Here is an 18,067-nt window from a genome sequence, read left to right as displayed (position 1 = left end):
GCAACTGAGCCATCTCAACCAGACAAAATTTTTGCTTGAATGCCCGGCTACGAACCGGGATCAGGTGGCGTTACGCGAGTTCCGTGTGGAGGCTAAAGCTTCAATGGCAGACGACAAATCGAATGCAGGATCAGGTAGCAAGCGGCCTTATGCGACGCTCGACCTCAAGGCGACCGAGGTTGAAATTACCCCGGTGAAGGTTGGTGCTTCATCGGCTGGGGCAAAGGCTTCCGCGGCCGGTGTGCCTCTTCCCGCGGCGGCACGATCGTATGCAGAAAAGCCAACTGATGCTGCGAAGGCGAGTGCCGCTCAATCGCAGGCCGATGCCAAGGCTGACGCGATGCCGGAGTTCCTGAAGAAGGACACCGCGAAAGCGGAAGCCACGTCGTCGGCTTCTTCGGCTTCCAGCCGTGTCCGAGACAGCGACGACGAGGTCGTCGTCCGGAAGGGCGGTGGCTTCTTCAGTCATCTCGCGGCCGGCGTTGCGGGCGGCGTTCTCGCGCTCTCGGCTTATCAATGGGCGCTTCCGCAGCTGGGATTGCGCGGGCCAAACGATGAAACCGCCGCGCTTTCGCAGCGCTTGGCCGACGTCGAGAAAAAACAAAACGTTGCTGCTCCCGCTCCAGATTTGAGCGGCATCGAATTCCGTCTCTCAGATCTCGAGACGGTGACGAAGAAAATCCCGGCCATCACGGAAAGCCAGAACCGCCTCGTTGCGGAAACGAAGGCAGCGCTCGCGTCGGCGGCGTCGGATGCGGGCTCGCCACAGCTCATCGAGCGTATCGGCAAAGTCGAGGATAAGTTCAAGGCGCTCGCAGAGGCGGGCGTCAACGATCCCAACGCGAACCGCATCGAGCAACTCGCGGCGCTGACCGGTAAAGTCTCCGATCTCGAAACCAGTCTTTCGACGCAGCTTACGGCGTTGCGCGTCAGCGTCGCCAAAGACGTCGAGGGACGCGTCCAAGCGGCGACGGAAGCTAGTGAAGCTGCCCGGGCTGGAACTCAGCGGATCGATAAAGATGTCGCCGGTTTGAAGACGGACGGCGTGCGTATCGAAACTGAAATCGCGGCGGTGAAAACTGCGAACGACCATGTCGCAGCCGATCTGAAGGTTGCTCAAGACGAGACGCAGAGCCTCAAAACTGCGTTCGAGGGATTGAAAACAGCTGCCGCCAAGCCGGCAGACATCGTGGCCGCTGTTCAGCCTCTCTCCGATCGTACGGCCGCTCTGGAGAAGAGCGTGCAGGACGTCGTTCAGGGAGATGCCGTCCGGAAGGAAAGCGCCGAGCGCGTCGTGCTCGCACTCGAGCTGCAAAATTTGCGGCGTGCGCTCGATGGCGGACAGAGCTTTGCGAGCCAGCTCGCCGACGTCAAGAAAGTCGCGGGCAATACCATCGATCTATCGGCACTCGAAGCTTTGAAGGAAACCGGCGTTCCATCTCTCGCGGAACTCAACAAGGATTTCAGATCTGCTGCCGATCGCGCCATCGATGCTGACGCCGAGCCTGAGAATGCGGGTGTCGTCGATCGTCTTTGGGCCGGCGCAAAATCAATCGTTCGCGTCCGCCGCGTCGATCTCAAACCCGAGGACAAGAGCACGGAAGCAACTGTCGGGCGTATGCAGGTCGCATTGAATGACGGGCGTCTGCCGGATGTGCTCGAGGCTGCCAAAGATCTCTCGCCGAAAGCACAGGATGCGGCGCGGCCGTTCCTCGATAAGGTTTCCGCGCGCGTCAGTGTGGATACCGCGCTTGCCAACCTCGAAGCTCAACTCAAGTCATCTATTGCGACCGGCTCTCAGCCGGCGGCGAAGCCGTCGCCTTAATCATTCGAAGGGTTTGCGTCATGGTACGCCTCGTCGTCTATCTGGTCACGATCGCTCTCATCGCCTCCGGTCTCGCCTGGCTCGCCGACCGGCCCGGCACGTTGCAGATCGCCTGGCAGGGCTACGATATCGAGACGTCGGTTTTCCGCGCGGTCGTCATTCTGGCGGCGGCTGTGGCGACCCTCGTGTTCCTGTGGTCCATCTTTCGCGCGCTCTGGAACAGCCCGGCTGCCATCGGCCATCGCATGCTGCGGCAACGGCAGAAGAAGGGGCTCGATGCTCTTTCCGGCGGTCTGATTGCTATCGGCGCGGGCGACAGTGCGCTCGCTTCGCGTTATGCGCTGCAGGCGCGCAAGACTTTGCCGCATGAGCCGTTGACGCATCTCTTGCGTGCGCAGTCCGCCGAACTTGCTGGCGATCGCGCCGCGGCGCGCCGCATATACGAAGCCATGCTCGCGTCGCCGGAAACGGAGCAGCTCGGCCTTCGTGGGCTCTTCCTGGAAGCACAGCGGGAGGGCGCAGGCGAAGCGGCCCGGCAATTCGCTGATCGGGCGCTCAAAGCCAATCCCAAGCTCGGATGGTCGTCGACGGCGCTCTTCGAGCAGCAGTGCAAGCAGAAGGATTGGTCGGGCGCACTGGCGACGCTGGAACACGCGAAGAAGAGCGGCCATATCACGAAGCCTGTCGCCGATCGCAAGCGCGCCGTTCTCTTAACGGCAAAGGCTGTCGCCATCGAGGACGATGCGCCGGACAAGGCGCTCGCCTGGACGCTCGAAGCGCACGGGCTCGCGCCGGACCTCGTGCCCGCAGCAGTCATCGCCGGGCGTATCCTCGCGTCACGCGGCAATACCGCCAAGGCTGCGAAGGTACTTCAGAAGACGTGGACGAAATCTCCGCATCCGGATCTTGCGGCGACCTACGCCTACGCCCGCATTGGCGACAGCACGCGCGATCGTCTCGACCGTGTGCGCCAGCTTGCGGCCCTCAATCCGCATTCGATCGAAAGCCCCATTGCCGTTGCCACTACGGCGACGGAAGCCCGGCTGTACGACGAAGCCCGCCAGGCACTCGAACCGCTTCTTGCCGATCGTCTCACGCAGCGCGTCGCGATGCTGATGGCGCGCATCGAAGCCGGCGAGAACGGCGAGAAGGGACGCGTGCGCGAATGGCTGGCGCGGGCAATGAACGCGGCTCGCGATCCGGCCTGGATGGCCGACAGCGTCATTTCCGATCATTGGGAGCCGACATCGCCGGTCGATGGCCGTCTCGATGCCTTCCAATGGCGCGTGCCGGTTGAGACGACGGACGGCAAGGGGAGCGAAATTCTCGCCAGCAGGATCGATGAGCTCATCGCAATTGCACCGGTTGCGACGAAGGATGATGCCGAGCATCCCGAAGCCGGACGCCCCGACATTCCGGATGATGTGGAAAGCAAGCTGGCTCAGACTGACGGCGACATCGTCGAGGCTGAACCCGTCACTGTTACGGTCAAGCCAAAGGGCGCCGGAGGCGAGCCGACAGCTCAGTTTCCAGAAGCGTCAGTCAACGGCGTCGCTCGTCCTCTGCCTGCTGCGGAAGACGCGATCAACGCGGCCCGGCGGGTGGCAACTCCGGATCGGGCCCCGGCCGCGAAGTCTGAGGCGAAGGTCTATGTCGCGCCTCGGGCGCCTGACGATCCGGGAACGGACCCCATCGAGCCAGAACTCGAACAGCCCGTGGCGCGTCGAAACTTTCGCACGGTCAACTAACGACAGCTCGACAGGGCGGCCTGCCGGCCGCCCGGTTTGGCCGAGCTCGCAAAGTGTCGCGAGCTGCGGCTTGTATCTGGAGCTTGCCCCGGTTCGAATGGCACAAATTACTTAAACGGGACCGGTTCGGGTTCCCACTCGTTGCTGTACCCGCCGAACTTGTAGCTGACTGAAACGCGCAGCGTGTCGATCGGGCCGAGGCTCGTCGCGATGTCGGATCCGCCGTTGAGTGCGGGAACGTCGGCGATGAATCTGTCCTTGTTGAAATCGTAATGCAGATATTCGGCGGTCAGGACGATGTTGTAGGCGAAGAGCAATTCGAAGCCGCCGCCATAGACCGCTCCCATATCGTTAGAGTGGAATTTGATCTTTCCCGCGATCTCGTCGGCATCTCGAAAGGTGTAGTCGGCGTTGCCCCAGCCGATGCCGGCGGTGCCGAAAACCATCATGTTGTCGAAGATCGCATATCCTAGGCGTCCGCGAACGGTGCCAAGGCTGTCGAGCCGGGCGCTGGCGCTATCGATGCCCGGCCCGCCATCGTCGAGAATGGCGGTTTCGTTTTTGCCCGATCCCCACTGCCAATCGCCCTCGACACCAACGACGTATCGGTCGAATTGGAAATTGTACCCGCCCTTCACGCCATACGTCGGATGGTCTCTGCTGCCGGAATGAAGCGGCGGATCTCCGCCAACGTGGTCGTCAAAGAGCGTGGCACTCGGGCTGTCGAAAACTGCGCTTGCGATGCCGCCGATGTAGAACCCTTCGAATTGGCCGGGTTCGGCGACTGCCGTTCCCCCGGCAAAAATCACTGCGATTGCTGCAATACCAAAAACTTTCACCATGACTAGAAATCCCTCACGCCAATAAAAGACGCAAATACTGGGCTAAGGGGTGCCTCGGGATTGATCCGTCTACAACTCAAACTGCGGGCGGCGCGCAACATTTCTGTGCATTGGTTGTGGAGCCAACGTCGAGAGCGTTCAAAACGCGTGTTTGGCGGATGGACGAGTGGACGAAAGGCAACAACTGCCAAGAGCGATTCGTGCGACGACAAAATTGGGGCGCCGCCTCGCGTGAAGCCCCCGGCAAAGTTGTCATGTAGGCCGGCGCATGAGCCAGGCGTCGTCCGGGTCTCATTCAGCCCGGGGAGGGGCCGGCAAACCCGAACCGTCGCTGCCGTGCGGCGTTTTTGCCGGCATCGCCGCAATAAGCCGCTTTCAGAACAGCAGATTAGGGCTCTGCGGCACTGTCTGTCCCGGCGACATCGTTTGTATCTTGCGATGTTGGAGTTGGTGCGCTAGGACGCTCGAACTCGAAGCGCGATGCGCCGACTTCCGAGGTTCACCCGGGCCGACTTAGCGGGAACCAAGGATACCGGCGCATTCTGTGCTTAGAGGGTGCGAGATAAATTTTCGCGCACGGGATATCGACAAGCATCAACCGGCTTTGTCGAGGTATGCCGCTTTAGCTCAGCCGGTAGAGCACGTCATTCGTAATGACGGGGTCAGGTGTTCGAGTCACCTAAGCGGCACCACCGTTTTCTCAATAAAATCAATGCTCTCATCCGTTCTCGCACTTACACAGAGTTGTAGAACGTGTGCCGAACATAGCCGAACATAGCCCAACGATACCCTGCGAAATACCCTGCAAACGTTCGCAGATATTCTGCAATCACAACGCGAATTGCAGAGGCAATAATCAACCCGGAATGCATAAGCAAGTCATTTGCTGGCGCGTTGATTGTTGGATTGGCTGATCGGGAGATCAGTTGAGATCTCAGTCAACATTCAACACAGCAATATAGCCCGCGAAGAGGTAGACCAGGGTCCAGAGCGCTGAGCCATAGATCAGGTAAGTGAGTATTTTTGCCCTCGGACCGTGATGTCGCACCGCGTGCTTACCAAAAGCACGAAGCATGGTGTGCGCGGGATTTTTGACGAGTTTGTTTGCCTTTTTATTGGCCAAATCCGCCATCCATTCCGCGGCAAGGGCGATCGCCAAACTTATAACTACTAAGGCAACAAACGAGCCAAACATCCCCCATTTGAAAACGCCTTTGTATTTATCGACCTTCTCAGACGTTAGGGCGCTCAAGCAGCCCAAAGCTACTCCACCGTTTGCTATCAAGATGAAGTTCACGCCGGCCAGCATCATGTCGTGAGATATTTGGAACTGTCTAGAAGTGAGATCTTTCCAATATTCAATCGAGAGTTTGTATTCCTCGCCGACCAGTTCCATCCATTTCAGGTTTTGATTGTGAAGGAAGTTGGCTTCGTCAATGTCGGTTTCCCAATTGTGATTTGGATCGAGCTTTCCTTCTTTGAACTTGATGGCAACGATGTTGAGTTTCTGAGTCAAAGCATTGACCTGCAGGGCGACAGGCTTATTCAGCGAGACCCGTTTGATGATGCCTTGCCATTCGTTCTGGACTTGGCGCCAAACGCTCCTCTCGGGAGGAGGAGGGGGCAACGTCATATGATGCGGTATCGGCGCGTCGTTCATAGTGCCCTATGCGGCAGCAGGTTGTATGCGAGATATTCTCCTACAGTGATTCTTTCCGGTAAGACTCAAATCGAGACAATGGCGACGACACCGTTTGTTGAATACAACCTCACGTGTTTGTTGGTTTGTTCGGCTAGTCCAATGGCGAGATTTTTTTTGCATTGAAGCCGAAAACGTTCTCCCTGCGAGCTACCCTGCGAAACCAACTAAGTGCTGATTTCATTGGGTTTCTCGCGGCATTCGTAATGACGGGGTCAGGTGTTCGAGTCACCTAAGCGGCACCACTACATTAAACCTCACAAAATCAGGCAGTTGAGCGACAGGCGGGCCATTCGTCTAGCGACCCCGGTTAAGGGTTCGTGGCTGGCCACTCGTATTTATTTTTAGTCTGGGCGTACGCAATGTTTCGGACGTCGTACCGAACTTTTAACTTCCGAGCCGGTGTTGACGTTTGAGCAGTGCCGCCGATTGGCGGGCGAGACCAGCTGAACAGTTTGCAATTTCGTGTATCTCTAAATCTCGCCCTTCCCCTCCATTTAAAATCTTCGCGACAATCCAACGCCTAGACCTTGCTATCAGCGGCCGGCGTTACTCCGTTCGGCTCTGGAACGGCCTTCTTGGCAGTCGATACGGCTAGCGTGCCAAGGAGCGCCGCAATGATACCTCCCAGGACTTGCTCGGTGACAGGGAGGCTAGGAGCTGACCCCATCAAAACAGCAGAACCGATCAGCGCCAGCGCAGTCAGCCATTTCAGCCAAGCCGCCACCCGCTGGAACAGACTCACCAACAGCACTCCTGCAGCAACTACGCTTGCGAGCAGCATGCCCGTGTAGAAGGGAGCGTCGGCCCCTCGAAACGCGCCTACAAATGTGGACAACCTGTTTAGACCTTCAGCAGCAAACAACGCACCGACGAGCCCAATTAAGCCGAGAAATTTGCGCATAATATCGTCCCTACTGATGGCTGACGTTGATTGCGCGAATCCCGGGGGTAAATAGAACCAAGTTCTCAACGATATCCCCCTCTACAACCAACCGACATCCTTGCCCGCAGTTCGATATGATCCACTTTCGGGTATCGCGGGGAAGGTCGTCGATTTTTATGAAGATCGGGCTAGTATCGAATGGTTGCTCCGGATCGCCTAGCATCAGCATCTCGCCGAAGTAGCTTCCCTTTCCGCGCACGCGTACTTTCGTGCCCGTCATTTCTTTTATATCGACCTTTAGGTCAGCCATTTTGATCTCTGAGTAGGCTCCGGATTTTGTTTCCTTCTTATCTTGGTCCACGTATTCATAAGTTCCGTCGTCCTTCAGAAGAACTTTTCGGCCGTCATTAAGTGTTGCTGTTTCTTCCGCAAAGGCAGAGCCGAAACTTAGTGCGGTGCAAAAAATCCCTAGGCAGAAAGTCCGAAGCATTCCCATCCCCCAATTAGACGAATAAGAAACTCATCTGTCATCAATGCGTGCACGGGACAAGGCTCGCGATTGCGTTTTTATTGGATATGCGTCCACGCCGGACTAAATCCGGTCTCTTTCTGACCTTTTCCGATCTCACGATCGTCGCTCCTTCTTCGCAAGCTCCCGCCGCCTATTTTGCTTCCGGCGGCATCCAGGATTTCGTACGCGTTTATGCCCAGCGTGTTTATGGCGTGTGCCGGAGCAGGTAGTCGGCGGCGTGGGCGCGACAAATTTCGGTTACAAGGACGGGAAGCCGGTCCTCACAGAAGTGCCCCAGGTACTCCTCAACGACGAGGAAGCCGGTAAGCCCGAAGGCATCCCTGACGGGAGGGTATTTGGAGAAGCTCCAGGTAGCGGGGTAAAACTTATTCACGGCCTCAATTCAGGGAAGCTGATCAACTGCGGTCCGAATATTCGGACTCTTGACGTCCCACTCATTGTCACGCCCTTAGCTATCAGATTAAGTTGCGCTGAGAATATCGGTGGGGGGAAGTGATGACGACTGTTGTTCTTTCGATTCTAGCTGTTTGCCTTTTCGTCATCTTTCTTAGTTTGAAGATCGTTCCCCAAACGGAAAATTGGCTTGTCGAACGCATGGGACGGTATAGCCGAACCCTGAGTGCCGGCGTTCATATCGTTACGCCGTTTATCGATCGCATCGCGCACAAGGAGAACATTCTCGAACGTCAGTTGCCGGTAAAGTCGGTGCCGAGCATCACGAAAGATAACGTTCAAATCGAAATCAAACTCGCCATTCTCTATCGCGTGACGGATGCCTCCAGAGCTTGGTATCGAATCAAAAATATCGACCAGGCAATCGAGACAATCATCACCGGCATCGTTCGAAGCACGATCGGCAATTCAGACCTCGACGATGTTCAGTCGAACCGTCGCGTGCTTTCAGATACGATCGAGGCTGAGATCCAGCACGTCACTGAGGAATGGGGTATCGTTCTTACGCGGGTCGAGATTTTAGACGTTGAAGTTGATGCCGAGACGAGAACGGCGATGCAGCTGCAGTTAAATGCCGAACGCACGCGCCGGGCTCTCGTTCGCGAAGCCGAGGGCAAGAAGCAAGCCGCCAATCTCAATGCCGATGCGGAGCTGTATACCGCACAACAACAGGCGCAAGCTCAACGCGTTCTGGCCGATGCGCAAGCCTATACGGTCAAGACCATCGCAGAAGCCATTAACAATGGCGGGGAAGCGGCGATAAACTTCGACATCAAGAAAATCCAAGCTGAGGCTGTTAAAGCGTTAGGGACACAGCCTTCGACGAAGTTGATCCTGCTTCCGTCAGACTTGCTCGAGACGCTGTCTTCTGTCGCAAGCAAATTGGTTTTGAAATAATGATGGATCTCCAGCCTTACGAAGTGGCTCTAATCCTCGGCGTCGTGATCTTGGCGCTCGAGATGATAACCGGCGTGTTTATCTGCCTCAGTCTCGCGATTGGCTTGTTCAGCGTGGCACTGACGGAATTTCTATCTCAGAATTTCCACTTGGAACGAGACGTCCTAATTTTTGTAGTCGTCGCGATGGGCGCCTTTATCGGACTGCGTTTGACCTTTCGATCGAAGGGCGATGTGAAAACTGCCCGCGAAGACGTGAACGATTATTGACGCCGTAAATGTGATTTAGCTGTCTCGCATTTCCTTTCGAGGGGGCGGAACGCCCTCTGTCATCCGCCCCGCGGGAATGTTTGAGAATCCAAACGATTTTGCGACGTCGACCCAATTCCGTCGGATCCGACGAGCACCTCGCGCGGCGCACCATTGATGCAACTCCAAGTTCCCCATTGGCGCCTCGGGTGCGACCCAACCTCTGAGCACGGCTTGGCGTTCTCGCCTGCCGCGAAAGTCACGCCCTGGCACTTGGACGGATCGGCCAAGACAGAAACTAATGCCGACCTCTAGCATTAGAACGATTCTCCGAATAATGACTTTCAGTAAGCGGACGGAAATGTCTGCGGCGCTCAAATCGCGTTGGGGGGTCGACCATGAACTTAGCCAAGCTCTTTGGTGCTGCGGGTCCGCGCAAGTCTGGAGCAAGCGAAGCTGACGTATCGCCGGTCGAAGTGCCGCCGGCTGATGTCCTCCTTGCCGCGCTTCACGCGCTGGCCAAAAAGCGCGACCCGGTTTCCCGATACCTTGAGGCATTCAATTCGGGGACGTTCAAACATCCGGACGGCCGCACCGATGAGCTGGGCGTCGTGAGGGTGGAGCCCGAAGCGGTTGCCCTTCTTTCCTATCTCATCAAGAAAAGCCCGACGCCGCTCAGTATCGAGGTCGGGTTCGGAATGGGCACGTCGTGCGCGGTTCTTCTCAGCACACTTGCCGACAGCCGGCGCGATTTCGAACACGTCGTTTTCGACCCGTTTGGGCTCGGAGGCGGTCGCGGGACAGTCGTTGAGGCTTATCTGAAGGAGACGTTTGCGCGGAAGTTCCGCCGCGTCCATCAGCGGTCGGAGATCGGCTTGGCCCAACTTTACGCGCAGCGCGGGCGGGGCGCAGCGGGCTTTGTGTTTATAGATGGCTCGCATCTTTTCGAGAACGTCATGGCCGACTTCGTTCTAGCGGATCTGCTTTGCGCTCGAGGCGGCTTCATTGCGTTCGATGACGGCTGCTATCCGGCGATCGAAGCCGTGGTGAATTACATTGCCGCTAACCGGCCGGACTATTCGGTCATGCGTTTAGCGGCGCCAAACCTTTCGGTAATCCAAAAAATATACGGCGATAAGCGTGAGTGGTTCAGCTTCAACCCGTTTGAAGTCCCCAACCGCAGAGACTGGACGCCGGCCGACGCGGCGTAAATCGTTCGCTCTCGGCCGGATTGACCGGAAGCCCCAGCGGCGTCGGCAAATTCGCCCCACGCGCTACCTCAGGCAGCGCGCCAGTGGTGCAACTCCATGGTCTCCATTAGCGCCTCGGGTGCGACCCAACCTCTGAGCACCGCTTGGCGTAGACGTTCCGGCTCGCGAATGCCTGTGTCGGCTGCTTCGAACAACCGGTGGATCATATCGTAGACGGTGATCTGCAATTCACGGTCGGCAACCTCCGTCACAAGCCGATCGAGAACGCCATAAAACGAGTGAAGCTCTTCCGTTGTATAGCCGTACATGCGCATTGAATTCCCTCATCGCGATGACCCGGCACGCCCCCCGTTCCGAATCACGCCAACGAATGTGACGGAATCAGAATCGGATTCTGGGCGCTGTACTCTTTCGGACTCTCCCACAGGGAACGCACGGTTTTTTAACAGCTTTTCCTCGGAGCCCGAATTTTAGCGGCGCTCACGATTTGGAAAGGTTTTCAACCCATTAGTTCGTTCATTGTTTTGCGTACCCAAACAAGAGGCGGTCATCTTCGGATGGCCGCCTTTTTGTTTTGGATCGGGTGGTCACCGGGTGCGCGGGATCTGATGCTCTTGTAGAGACAGCTTCAGTGCAGGCGCTTAGCGTGCGTCTCGCAAGCGCTATGCAGGCACGAGTGTGAGGCCTCGCCGGCGGACCGTGTCACGAAGGCGGCGTCAACGTGCAATCGGCTCTAGCGGTGCTCCGGCTAGTATCCATCTTCTTCCTCGACGCGATAATTGTAGGGCATGTTCCCGCAATATTCGGCGGCTGCCCTTTGCGCGTCGTCCCAAGTCTCAAACGCGCTGCCTATCGTCTCCGAGCCGCCGCCGAAGCATCCTTCGACGTCGTTCCGGCAATTTTCACACCACACGACGACTTTGAATTTCTGCATGTTGGCTTCTCCCCGTTAGAAAAGCCCCACGGCGCTGCTCCCATTTGCGCGCAAGTTTTGCAGTCTGAAACGCGAGTACCCTTTGTCGCCCGACGGCAACTTATAATACTGGTTTGCGCGCGTTTTCCTCGCGTTACGGTCCGATGACAGACTCGGATTGAGGCTACCATTTGGCGAGGAGACTAAACGTGACCGGGCCGTAACACTTCGCGCGAAAAGCGAGGCGGCTCTTCGACAGCCTTCGCAGAGATGCGCATAAAGTCACATCAGTGGGCGGCGAACTCCGCACGCCACAATCTGTCTGTTACGATCTGTTGCTGCGCTGGCGGCAACATCTGCTTCGGGGAGCCAAACGCTGTGAATTCCAGATCGATTGCTGTTCTTCTTGCCTTGGGTGCCGTCGCCGTCCATGGCCGCGCTGAGGCCTGTACGCTCAACGAGATACAGAAAGCGGACATGCGGCTCGGCCTTTGCAGGCAGCACGTCGGCATAGCGACCGGTTATGCGTGCACGACGCTCGTCATGCGGTCGCAAGTCGCCGACCAATTCCAGCAGATCGATTTGGCGCGGCGCTGCGGTTTCAACGCAGAAGCCCAGAAGCTCGAAAAGTACTACAACGAGACGACTCCGCTGATCGCCAAACTGTATGAGTGCATCGATACGGCGATCGATCGCCCGACGGTCGAGAAGCAGGCGAAGGAAGAGGTCGACAAGGCATTGTCGAAGCTCGCGCCCGGCTGCCCGAGCGAGTTGAAAGAGAAGATGGCGAAGCGGCTGCCAACGCTCATCGAGATCGATCAGAAATCGCTTCGCGACATTCAAACGATCGCTTCGCAAATAGGGTTGACGCCCAATTAACTGAACTCGATGTGAGGTTTCCGCGCTTACTCAGACGCGGGAGCTCAGTCAGGCGCTCAAGAGTTTGTTGACCTTACTTTTGCTCGGGTCGCCGCAAATTAACAGCGTCTTCTAAGCTCCCCCCTTAATGCAGGTCGTGAGTGCATCTGGGAGAGCCCCCTTGTCCTACAGAACATATGCCGCCGCGCTGCTCGCGGCTTTGAGTTTTGCCGTCGCCACGTCGGCTGAAGCACGCCATCGCCGTTGCGATTTCGATCCCTACGGATATCGCGCGCCGAGCCGCTGGTGCGGTCGTGAGGGCTGGGGTTTCTATCCGGCTTACGGGTTCTATCCTGCCGGTAGCTATTACGCGCTGCCGCGCTATCCCGTTTATGCCGTTCCGGTTCCGGTGCCTGTTCCGGTTCGCGTTCGCGCGTATCCAACGACCTTCTGCTACTTCGACAACGGATACGATTTCCGTCCGCGCCGGGTCTGCGTGCCGGCCTGGTGAGCCGAGCCGGGCACGTTTTTCCTATCGCTTGCCTTGATCGATCTGGTCTGAGCGGGGCTTAGCGGAAGTGTAGCCAGTCGAGAGGGCGGGGCCCGCGGCAGAAGCTGCGATGGTGCAGATAATAGCAGCGGCGGCCATCGTAATAATCATCTCGAGCGAATGGGTCGCCGGCGTAGGTGTAGAATCCGAAGTGCGGTCCGTAGGGCGGTCCGTACCTATGGAAGCCGAGGCGGAAGGGATGACATCCGTCGCACCGGTGCCGGAAATGGGCATCGGCCGACGGCACAAGCGTCGCCAGACCCAATACAAAGCTTGCGACGCCTAGAAACTTCAACATGCGGTGCCTCTCATTCGTCTGCCTACCCCCTTTTTCAGTCGCTGTTTTCCGATAGGGATGCAACGGCGACCGCGGGAATTGGCAAACGGCGCAACGCAAAGGTCGTCTTCATTTGATTAAACCGTGAATCTCGCGGTTGATGAGTTCACTGCAAGCCTGGCGCCGACGGGTTATGAGGCGGCGCCGTCCCTTCGGGGCCGCTGCCTTGTTCGCCGGAACTCCCTCCGCCACCTGAGTCCGCTGGCAAGCTTATATCGGGGGGTGGCTGTTTCTCGATGGGCACCTCCGGCGAGGTCGGCGAAATCTCGGCATTCTTTTCGCTACCCGGTCCAACCTTGCCGGGCTCAATGCTTTGAGCACCGCCTGGCGCATTTGCCGGGACATTGTTCGCCGACGGCTCAGCGCGCAGCGGCGAATTCAGGACGACCGCGGCCACGAGTGCGGTGCCGGCGAGAATTCTCACCCTCATGAGGAAATGATCCTTCCATTGTTCCATGCGCGTGAAACGCATGGGCCAACTCGCGTGTTCCCCAATATTCGAGGTCTCGTGAACCGTCACCCCTTGTTGGGTGGATTGGGCCCGTTCGACGATGAAGGCGCCGTCGAGGAATTCGGCCGTTCCTTCACGTTGACGCGGTCGCCATCGACGATGCCGTCGGGAACGCTTTCGATCACCCGGTCTTCCGGAGCGAGACCGGACGCGACTTCGATCGTCGCCCCCAAGTCACGGCCAATCGTGATTGGCTTGAGGAGCACCTTATCGTCGGTATCAACCGTCGCGACACGCAAGCCTGCTTTGTCGAACAGGACGGCACTCGCCGGGATGACCAAGACGTCGTGCTTGTTGCCGACCGTCAAATGAACGCTGGCGTAGGCGCCCGGCATCAGCTCACCAGCGGCGTTGTCGACGACAAGCTGCATGCGCGTTGTGCCGGACGCGACATCGACGGCGCCGGAAGAGGCTTCGACCTTCGCGTCATACTTCTTGCCGGGCCGCTCGGGGACAGTCAGCACGCCGATCGTGCCGTTCGGAATCATAGGAACGTACACTTGGGGCACGTTCACATAAAGCCGCAGTTTGTGGACGTCGGCGACCACGAACATTTCCGAGCCGGTGGAGCTGCCGACGTTGATCAAATTTCCAACGTCGGTATTGCGCACGGTCACGATGCCGTCGAACGGCGCAACGATGCTTTTGTATTGCGTGAGCGCCTTCAGCCGATCGACGTTGGCCTGCGCCGACTTCACCAACGCGTTCTTCGACTCGAGGTCGGACAGTTTTTCATCGGCCTGCTGGTGAGTAACGTAGCTGTTTGGCAGAAGCGCCTGAAAGCGTTGGTTGGTGACGGCGGCAAGCGCTGCGTTGGCCTTCGCGTTGTTCAGATCGGACTCCGACTGAGACAGTTGCTGATCGAGATCGGGTGCATCGATCGTCGCGAGCACATCTCCCGTTTTTACGCGTGTGCCGATGTCGGCGTTGCGGCTCGCCACGTAGCCGCTAACACGTGCAAAAAGTGCTGCCTGATAGTAGGCGTCCAAGCGGCCCGGCAGGTCGAGCAAGCCTATGCTCTGCTGAACGGCCGGCGTCGAAACGGCGACCGTCGGAATGGCGCGCGTCGCGGATTTGCTCTTCAACTGAGCAACGCTCTGTTCGCGGCTCGTGATGCCGGTAAAGGCGAGGAAGGCTGCGCCGGCGATGAAAAGGAGAGCAGCCAACGGCATTTTCCAGCGCGATCGCCGGGCCTTGGTAGGCGGATTCCCTACCAGATTTACTGCTGGGCTTGCTGACGGTTTCTCTTGCCGATTCTCTGGCCTGCTCTCTGGCGGCTTCACCAACGGCTCATGCTGCATGAAACTCTCCAGGGGTTGCACCTTGCGGCGACAACGAGCTTGCGGACTTCCGCCGGTGCATCAGGCTGAAAATAATTGGCACAATGAATAACGTTGCAACCGTTGCGAACAAGAGGCCGCCGATCACCGCGCGGCCAAGTGGGGCATTCTGTTCGCCGCCTTCCCCAAGGCCCAATGCCATCGGCGCCATGCCGATAACCATGGCAAGCGCCGTCATCAGGACGGGACGGATGCGGACAAAGCCGGATTCAAGCGCGGCCTGGATGGGATCGCCGTGCTCGGCCAGCCGCTCACGTGCGAAGGTGACGACCAAAACGGCGTTCGCGGTCGCGACGCCCATGCACATGATGGCTCCGGTTAATGCGGGCACCGATAGCGTGGTTCCCGTGACGAATAGCATCCAGACTATGCCGACGAGAGCCGCGGGAAGCGCCATGATGATCACGAGCGGATCGCCCCAGGATTGAAAATTTACGACGATCAATAGGTATATGAGCACGATGGCGCCGAGGAGTCCGAACAACATTCCAGTATAGGCACTGTTCATTGTGCGAACTTGACCGAGGAGCACCGCTGTCGCGCCTTTCGGAAGATCGGCTTTGGTGGCGTCGACGATATTCTGGATGTCGGCTGCAACGGCACCGAGATCACGGCCTTCGGTCGTCGTGAGGATCTGCACCATCGACTGGATATCGTATTGCGAGACGACGGCGTTGCTCGTCATGCGATCGACACTGGCGACGGCTCCGAGAATTTGAGGCGCCGGTGCGCCGTCGGCGGTGATCGGCATGTTCTCGAGGGACCTCAGCGAGTCGATCTTGTACTGCGGTGTCTGAATGACGATCGGATAGGTGACGCCGTTCGTCTTGTTGAGCCAGTAAGTTGGATTGACCTGGCTCGTGCCGGCGAGGCTCGTGCTCAAGCTCGCAGTAACGTCGCGCTCGGTCACGCCGACGTATTGCGCGCGCGAGCGGTCGACGTTCACCTTGAAGCCCGGGTTCTCTCGCGATTGCTGAATGCGCGCGTCGGCGACCCCCGGGATTAGTTTGATCTGTCGCAAAACCTTCTCGGCATAGTCGAAGTTCGGGTCGAGCTTCGGTCCTCTGATCTGCAGATCGATGGGCGTCGGCGCGCCGAAGTTCAAAATCTGACTGACGATATCGGCCGGCAGGAACGAAAAGGTCGCTCCGGGAAAACGCTTTGGCAGTTGATCGCGCAGCTCTTTGACATAATCGGGCGTCGGGCGATGGCCCGGATTGAGCGCCACTTGGATATCGCCATCCTGCGGCCCGATCATGCCGGTGTTGTTATAAGACGTGTTGATGCCGCTGACCGGCATGCCGATGTTGTCGACCATGGCGCCGAGGTCTTCCGGCGCGATGATTTCACGGATGGCATCCTGAATTTGCGCAAACTTTCGCGCGCTCTCCTCGACACGCGTGCCGATATCGAGCCGCACATGCATCAGAATCTGACCGGAATCGACCCGAGGAAAGAAGTTGCGGCCGAGATAGGGGACCAGGAAGAACGATGCGCCAATAAATCCGAATGAAAAAATCAGAACGATCGTTCGATGTGAAAGCGCGCTTTCGAGAAGGCCATGATAGCCGTTACGCATTCTCTCGAAGCGATGTTCGAATGCACGCTGAAAGAGAAGGAACGGATTGCGGGTGGGTCTCCCGTGTCCGTCAGGATCGTGCATCTTCAGCAGGTACTTTGCCATCGTCGGCACCAGGGTGCGTGACAATATGAAGGACGCGACCATGGCGAACACGACGGCTTCCGCCATCGGAACGAACAGAAATCGTGCAACGCCTTCGAGGAAGAACATGGGGACGAAAACGATACATATGCAGAGCATCGAAACAAATGCGGGCGTCGCGATCTGATCGGCGCCGTCGAGGATCGCGGTCTCGACGTCCTTTCCTTGCTCCAGATGGTAGTTGATGTTTTCGATCGTCACCGTCGCTTCGTCGACAAGAATACCGACGGCCAGCGCCAAGCCACCGAGCGTCATGACGTTCAAGGTTTCTCCGAGCGCCGAAAGCATCGCTACCGATGCCAACACGGCCAGCGGAATCGAGGTTGCGATGATGATGGTCGAACGGACACTGCCCAAGAAAAGAAGGATCATAATGCTCGTCAAAGCGGCGGCGAGAACGCCTTCGTGAATGACGTTTTGCACGGCCGCGCGGACGAAGATCGATTGGTCTCCGAGTAGCGATATTGTCAGCGCATCGGGAAGCCCCGGCTTGATCTCCTGAATTTTGTCCTTCACGCCTTGGATGATGGCGAGCGTCGAAACCGCGCCGTTTTTCAGCACCGACAGCAGAACGGAGCGGTTGCCGTTGACGTGCACGATGTTTTGTTGCGGAGGGTTGCCGTCGCGGACGTGGGCAACATCGCGGATGTAGACCATTGCGCCATTGACGGCCTTGATTGGCAAGTCACCCAAGGCGTTGATGTCGGACGGCGCGTTGTTCAGCTGCATCGTATATTCGGTGCCGCCGATTTTCTGGGTGCCGACCGGATTTATAAGATTCTGGGCGCCGAAGGCGTTTGAAACATCCTGCGCGGAGAGGCCCTTCGCATGGAGCGCCGTGTCGTCGAGATCAATCTGGATCTGGCGTGTCTTGCCGCCGAAGGGATAGGGGACGGCGGCCCCCGGCACCGTCACGAGCCGCGTGCGGATGTTGTTCAGGGCGAGGTCGGATAGGTTCTGTTCGGTCAAGCCGTCGCCGCCAAGTGCGAGCTGCACTATCGGTACGGTCGAGGCGCTGTAGTTGAGAATGAGCGGCGGCGTCGAACCGGGTGGCAACTGTTTTAGGAGGGTCTGCGACACCGCCGTCACCTGCGCGTTGGCAGTGCGGATATCGGCACCCGGCTGGAAGAAGATCTTGACGACACCGATGCCGTTATACGAGTTCGCCTCGATATGTTCGATATCGTTGACGGTCGTCGTTAGTACGCGCTCGAATGGCGAAACCACTCGGCCCGCCATCTCATCGGGAGGCAGCCCCGTATATTGCCAGACCGTTGCGATGACGGGGATGCGAATTTCGGGGAAGATGTCGACCGGCGTGCGGAAAGCCGCCAAGGCACCCGTAAGTAGAATGAGCAGCGCCAACACGACGAATGTGTACGGCGACCGCAGCGCTATACGCACCAATGCAGCCATGCTTCAGAAATCTCCACATCGCCGGCTAGAATTCGAAACCATCTGACGCGTCAGCTAGAAAACAGGATGAGGCTTCGG

At 58.0% G+C, this 18,067-nt stretch carries 17 protein-coding genes and 1 tRNA gene; 8 read left to right on the top strand and 10 right to left on the bottom strand.

Annotated features, from left to right (window positions below; translation table 11 throughout):
- Nucleotides 1-103: 103 nt before the first annotated feature.
- Both AC1DK3_RS14775 and AC1DK3_RS14770 read left to right on the top strand, forming a co-directional pair.
- Nucleotides 104-1,825, top strand: coding sequence for a COG4223 family protein (locus AC1DK3_RS14775; protein ID WP_477193020.1), 1,722 nt, complete (start codon nt 104-106; stop codon nt 1,823-1,825).
- Between the two features lie 20 nt (nt 1,826-1,845).
- The gene (locus AC1DK3_RS14770; RefSeq protein WP_477193019.1) at nt 1,846-3,573 is read left to right on the top strand and encodes a heme biosynthesis HemY N-terminal domain-containing protein; all 1,728 of its coding nucleotides are present in this window, start codon (nt 1,846-1,848) and stop codon (nt 3,571-3,573) included.
- 107 nt (nt 3,574-3,680) lie between these two features.
- Here the strand turns inward: AC1DK3_RS14770 and AC1DK3_RS14765 are convergent, their stop codons facing one another.
- Nucleotides 3,681-4,415, bottom strand: coding sequence for an outer membrane protein (locus AC1DK3_RS14765; RefSeq protein ID WP_477193018.1), 735 nt, complete (start codon nt 4,413-4,415; stop codon nt 3,681-3,683).
- A 616-nt stretch (nt 4,416-5,031) separates the two neighbouring features.
- Between AC1DK3_RS14765 and AC1DK3_RS14760 the strand changes: the two genes are divergently transcribed.
- Nucleotides 5,032-5,107: transfer RNA gene (locus AC1DK3_RS14760), tRNA-Thr, on the top strand.
- A gap of 242 nt (nt 5,108-5,349) precedes the next feature.
- Here AC1DK3_RS14760 and AC1DK3_RS14755 read toward each other — a convergent pair.
- The 3 genes from AC1DK3_RS14755 to AC1DK3_RS14745 all read right to left on the bottom strand — a co-directional run bounded on the left by AC1DK3_RS14755 (nt 5,350) and on the right by AC1DK3_RS14745 (nt 7,490).
- Nucleotides 5,350-6,075: a hypothetical protein gene (locus tag AC1DK3_RS14755; RefSeq protein WP_477193017.1), complete on the bottom strand. Its 726-nt coding sequence runs from the start codon at nt 6,073-6,075 to the stop codon at nt 5,350-5,352.
- A gap of 562 nt (nt 6,076-6,637) precedes the next feature.
- Nucleotides 6,638-7,018: a hypothetical protein gene (locus AC1DK3_RS14750; RefSeq protein WP_477193016.1), complete on the bottom strand. Its 381-nt coding sequence runs from the start codon at nt 7,016-7,018 to the stop codon at nt 6,638-6,640.
- 10 nt (nt 7,019-7,028) lie between these two features.
- Entirely contained in the window at nt 7,029-7,490 is a 462-nt protein-coding gene (locus tag AC1DK3_RS14745) for a DUF3157 family protein (protein ID WP_477193015.1), read from the bottom strand.
- 537 nt (nt 7,491-8,027) lie between these two features.
- Between AC1DK3_RS14745 and AC1DK3_RS14740 the strand changes: the two genes are divergently transcribed.
- From AC1DK3_RS14740 to AC1DK3_RS14730, 3 genes are all read left to right on the top strand, one after another.
- Nucleotides 8,028-8,882: an SPFH domain-containing protein gene (locus tag AC1DK3_RS14740; RefSeq protein WP_477193014.1), complete on the top strand. Its 855-nt coding sequence runs from the start codon at nt 8,028-8,030 to the stop codon at nt 8,880-8,882.
- A complete protein-coding gene (locus AC1DK3_RS14735; protein WP_477193013.1) occupies nt 8,882-9,151 on the top strand; it encodes an NfeD family protein in 270 nt (89 codons plus the stop codon). Before AC1DK3_RS14740 ends, AC1DK3_RS14735 begins: the two co-directional genes overlap by 1 nt.
- A gap of 377 nt (nt 9,152-9,528) precedes the next feature.
- Nucleotides 9,529-10,341 carry a class I SAM-dependent methyltransferase gene (locus AC1DK3_RS14730; protein ID WP_477193012.1) on the top strand — a complete coding sequence of 271 codons (813 nt, stop codon included), beginning with the start codon at nt 9,529-9,531 and terminating at the stop codon, nt 10,339-10,341.
- 68 nt (nt 10,342-10,409) lie between these two features.
- On the opposite strand, the gene AC1DK3_RS14725 is transcribed toward AC1DK3_RS14730, so the two are convergent.
- Both AC1DK3_RS14725 and AC1DK3_RS14720 read right to left on the bottom strand, forming a co-directional pair.
- Entirely contained in the window at nt 10,410-10,649 is a 240-nt protein-coding gene (locus AC1DK3_RS14725; protein WP_477193011.1) for a hypothetical protein, read from the bottom strand.
- A gap of 440 nt (nt 10,650-11,089) precedes the next feature.
- On the bottom strand, nt 11,090-11,275 hold the full coding sequence (locus AC1DK3_RS14720) for a hypothetical protein (protein ID WP_477193010.1): 186 nt from the start codon (nt 11,273-11,275) through the stop codon (nt 11,090-11,092).
- A gap of 357 nt (nt 11,276-11,632) precedes the next feature.
- Between AC1DK3_RS14720 and AC1DK3_RS14715 the strand changes: the two genes are divergently transcribed.
- A complete protein-coding gene (locus AC1DK3_RS14715) occupies nt 11,633-12,133 on the top strand; it encodes a hypothetical protein (protein WP_477193009.1) in 501 nt (166 codons plus the stop codon).
- Between the two features lie 160 nt (nt 12,134-12,293).
- Nucleotides 12,294-12,623 (top strand): hypothetical protein, encoded by a 330-nt coding sequence (locus tag AC1DK3_RS14710; RefSeq protein ID WP_477193008.1) that lies wholly within the window; start codon nt 12,294-12,296, stop codon nt 12,621-12,623.
- Between the two features lie 58 nt (nt 12,624-12,681).
- Here AC1DK3_RS14710 and AC1DK3_RS14705 read toward each other — a convergent pair whose 3' ends face one another.
- From AC1DK3_RS14705 to AC1DK3_RS14690, 4 genes are all read right to left on the bottom strand, one after another.
- Nucleotides 12,682-12,960 (bottom strand): hypothetical protein, encoded by a 279-nt coding sequence (locus AC1DK3_RS14705; protein ID WP_477193007.1) that lies wholly within the window; start codon nt 12,958-12,960, stop codon nt 12,682-12,684.
- A 145-nt stretch (nt 12,961-13,105) separates the two neighbouring features.
- Nucleotides 13,106-13,429, bottom strand: a complete 324-nt coding sequence (locus tag AC1DK3_RS14700; protein ID WP_477193006.1) for a hypothetical protein — start codon at nt 13,427-13,429, stop codon at nt 13,106-13,108.
- Nucleotides 13,430-13,515: 86 nt separating this feature from the next.
- Complete coding sequence (locus AC1DK3_RS14695; protein WP_477193005.1) at nt 13,516-14,682, bottom strand: efflux RND transporter periplasmic adaptor subunit; 1,167 nt, start codon at nt 14,680-14,682, stop codon at nt 13,516-13,518.
- A gap of 118 nt (nt 14,683-14,800) precedes the next feature.
- On the bottom strand, nt 14,801-17,989 hold the full coding sequence (locus AC1DK3_RS14690) for an efflux RND transporter permease subunit (RefSeq protein ID WP_477193004.1): 3,189 nt from the start codon (nt 17,987-17,989) through the stop codon (nt 14,801-14,803).
- Nucleotides 17,990-18,067: the final 78 nt, after the last annotated feature.

This window comes from Hyphomicrobium sp. 01T421 (genome assembly GCF_056398805.1).
The sequence above is the reverse complement of the archived record's forward strand: the minus strand, read 5'-3'. Positions and strand labels throughout refer to the sequence as shown.

Bases quoted from the DNA above. Each gene is read 5' to 3' on its own strand.
- AC1DK3_RS14690 (WP_477193004.1), bottom strand. From the start codon at position 17,989: ATGGCTGCATTGGTGCGTATAGCGCTGCGGTCGCCGTACACATTCGTC.
- AC1DK3_RS14750 (WP_477193016.1), bottom strand. From the start codon at position 7,018: ATGCGCAAATTTCTCGGCTTAATTGGGCTCGTCGGTGCGTTGTTTGCT.
- AC1DK3_RS14730 (WP_477193012.1), top strand. From the start codon at position 9,529: ATGAACTTAGCCAAGCTCTTTGGTGCTGCGGGTCCGCGCAAGTCTGGA.
- AC1DK3_RS14765 (WP_477193018.1), bottom strand. From the start codon at position 4,415: ATGGTGAAAGTTTTTGGTATTGCAGCAATCGCAGTGATTTTTGCCGGG.
- AC1DK3_RS14755 (WP_477193017.1), bottom strand. From the start codon at position 6,075: ATGAACGACGCGCCGATACCGCATCATATGACGTTGCCCCCTCCTCCT.
- AC1DK3_RS14700 (WP_477193006.1), bottom strand. From the start codon at position 13,429: ATGAGGGTGAGAATTCTCGCCGGCACCGCACTCGTGGCCGCGGTCGTC.
- AC1DK3_RS14740 (WP_477193014.1), top strand. From the start codon at position 8,028: ATGACGACTGTTGTTCTTTCGATTCTAGCTGTTTGCCTTTTCGTCATC.
- AC1DK3_RS14745 (WP_477193015.1), bottom strand. From the start codon at position 7,490: ATGCTTCGGACTTTCTGCCTAGGGATTTTTTGCACCGCACTAAGTTTC.
- AC1DK3_RS14695 (WP_477193005.1), bottom strand. From the start codon at position 14,682: ATGCCGTTGGCTGCTCTCCTTTTCATCGCCGGCGCAGCCTTCCTCGCC.
- AC1DK3_RS14725 (WP_477193011.1), bottom strand. From the start codon at position 10,649: ATGTACGGCTATACAACGGAAGAGCTTCACTCGTTTTATGGCGTTCTC.
- AC1DK3_RS14775 (WP_477193020.1), top strand. From the start codon at position 104: ATGGCAGACGACAAATCGAATGCAGGATCAGGTAGCAAGCGGCCTTAT.
- AC1DK3_RS14770 (WP_477193019.1), top strand. From the start codon at position 1,846: ATGGTACGCCTCGTCGTCTATCTGGTCACGATCGCTCTCATCGCCTCC.
- AC1DK3_RS14720 (WP_477193010.1), bottom strand. From the start codon at position 11,275: ATGCAGAAATTCAAAGTCGTCGTGTGGTGTGAAAATTGCCGGAACGAC.
- AC1DK3_RS14735 (WP_477193013.1), top strand. From the start codon at position 8,882: ATGATGGATCTCCAGCCTTACGAAGTGGCTCTAATCCTCGGCGTCGTG.
- AC1DK3_RS14705 (WP_477193007.1), bottom strand. From the start codon at position 12,960: ATGTTGAAGTTTCTAGGCGTCGCAAGCTTTGTATTGGGTCTGGCGACG.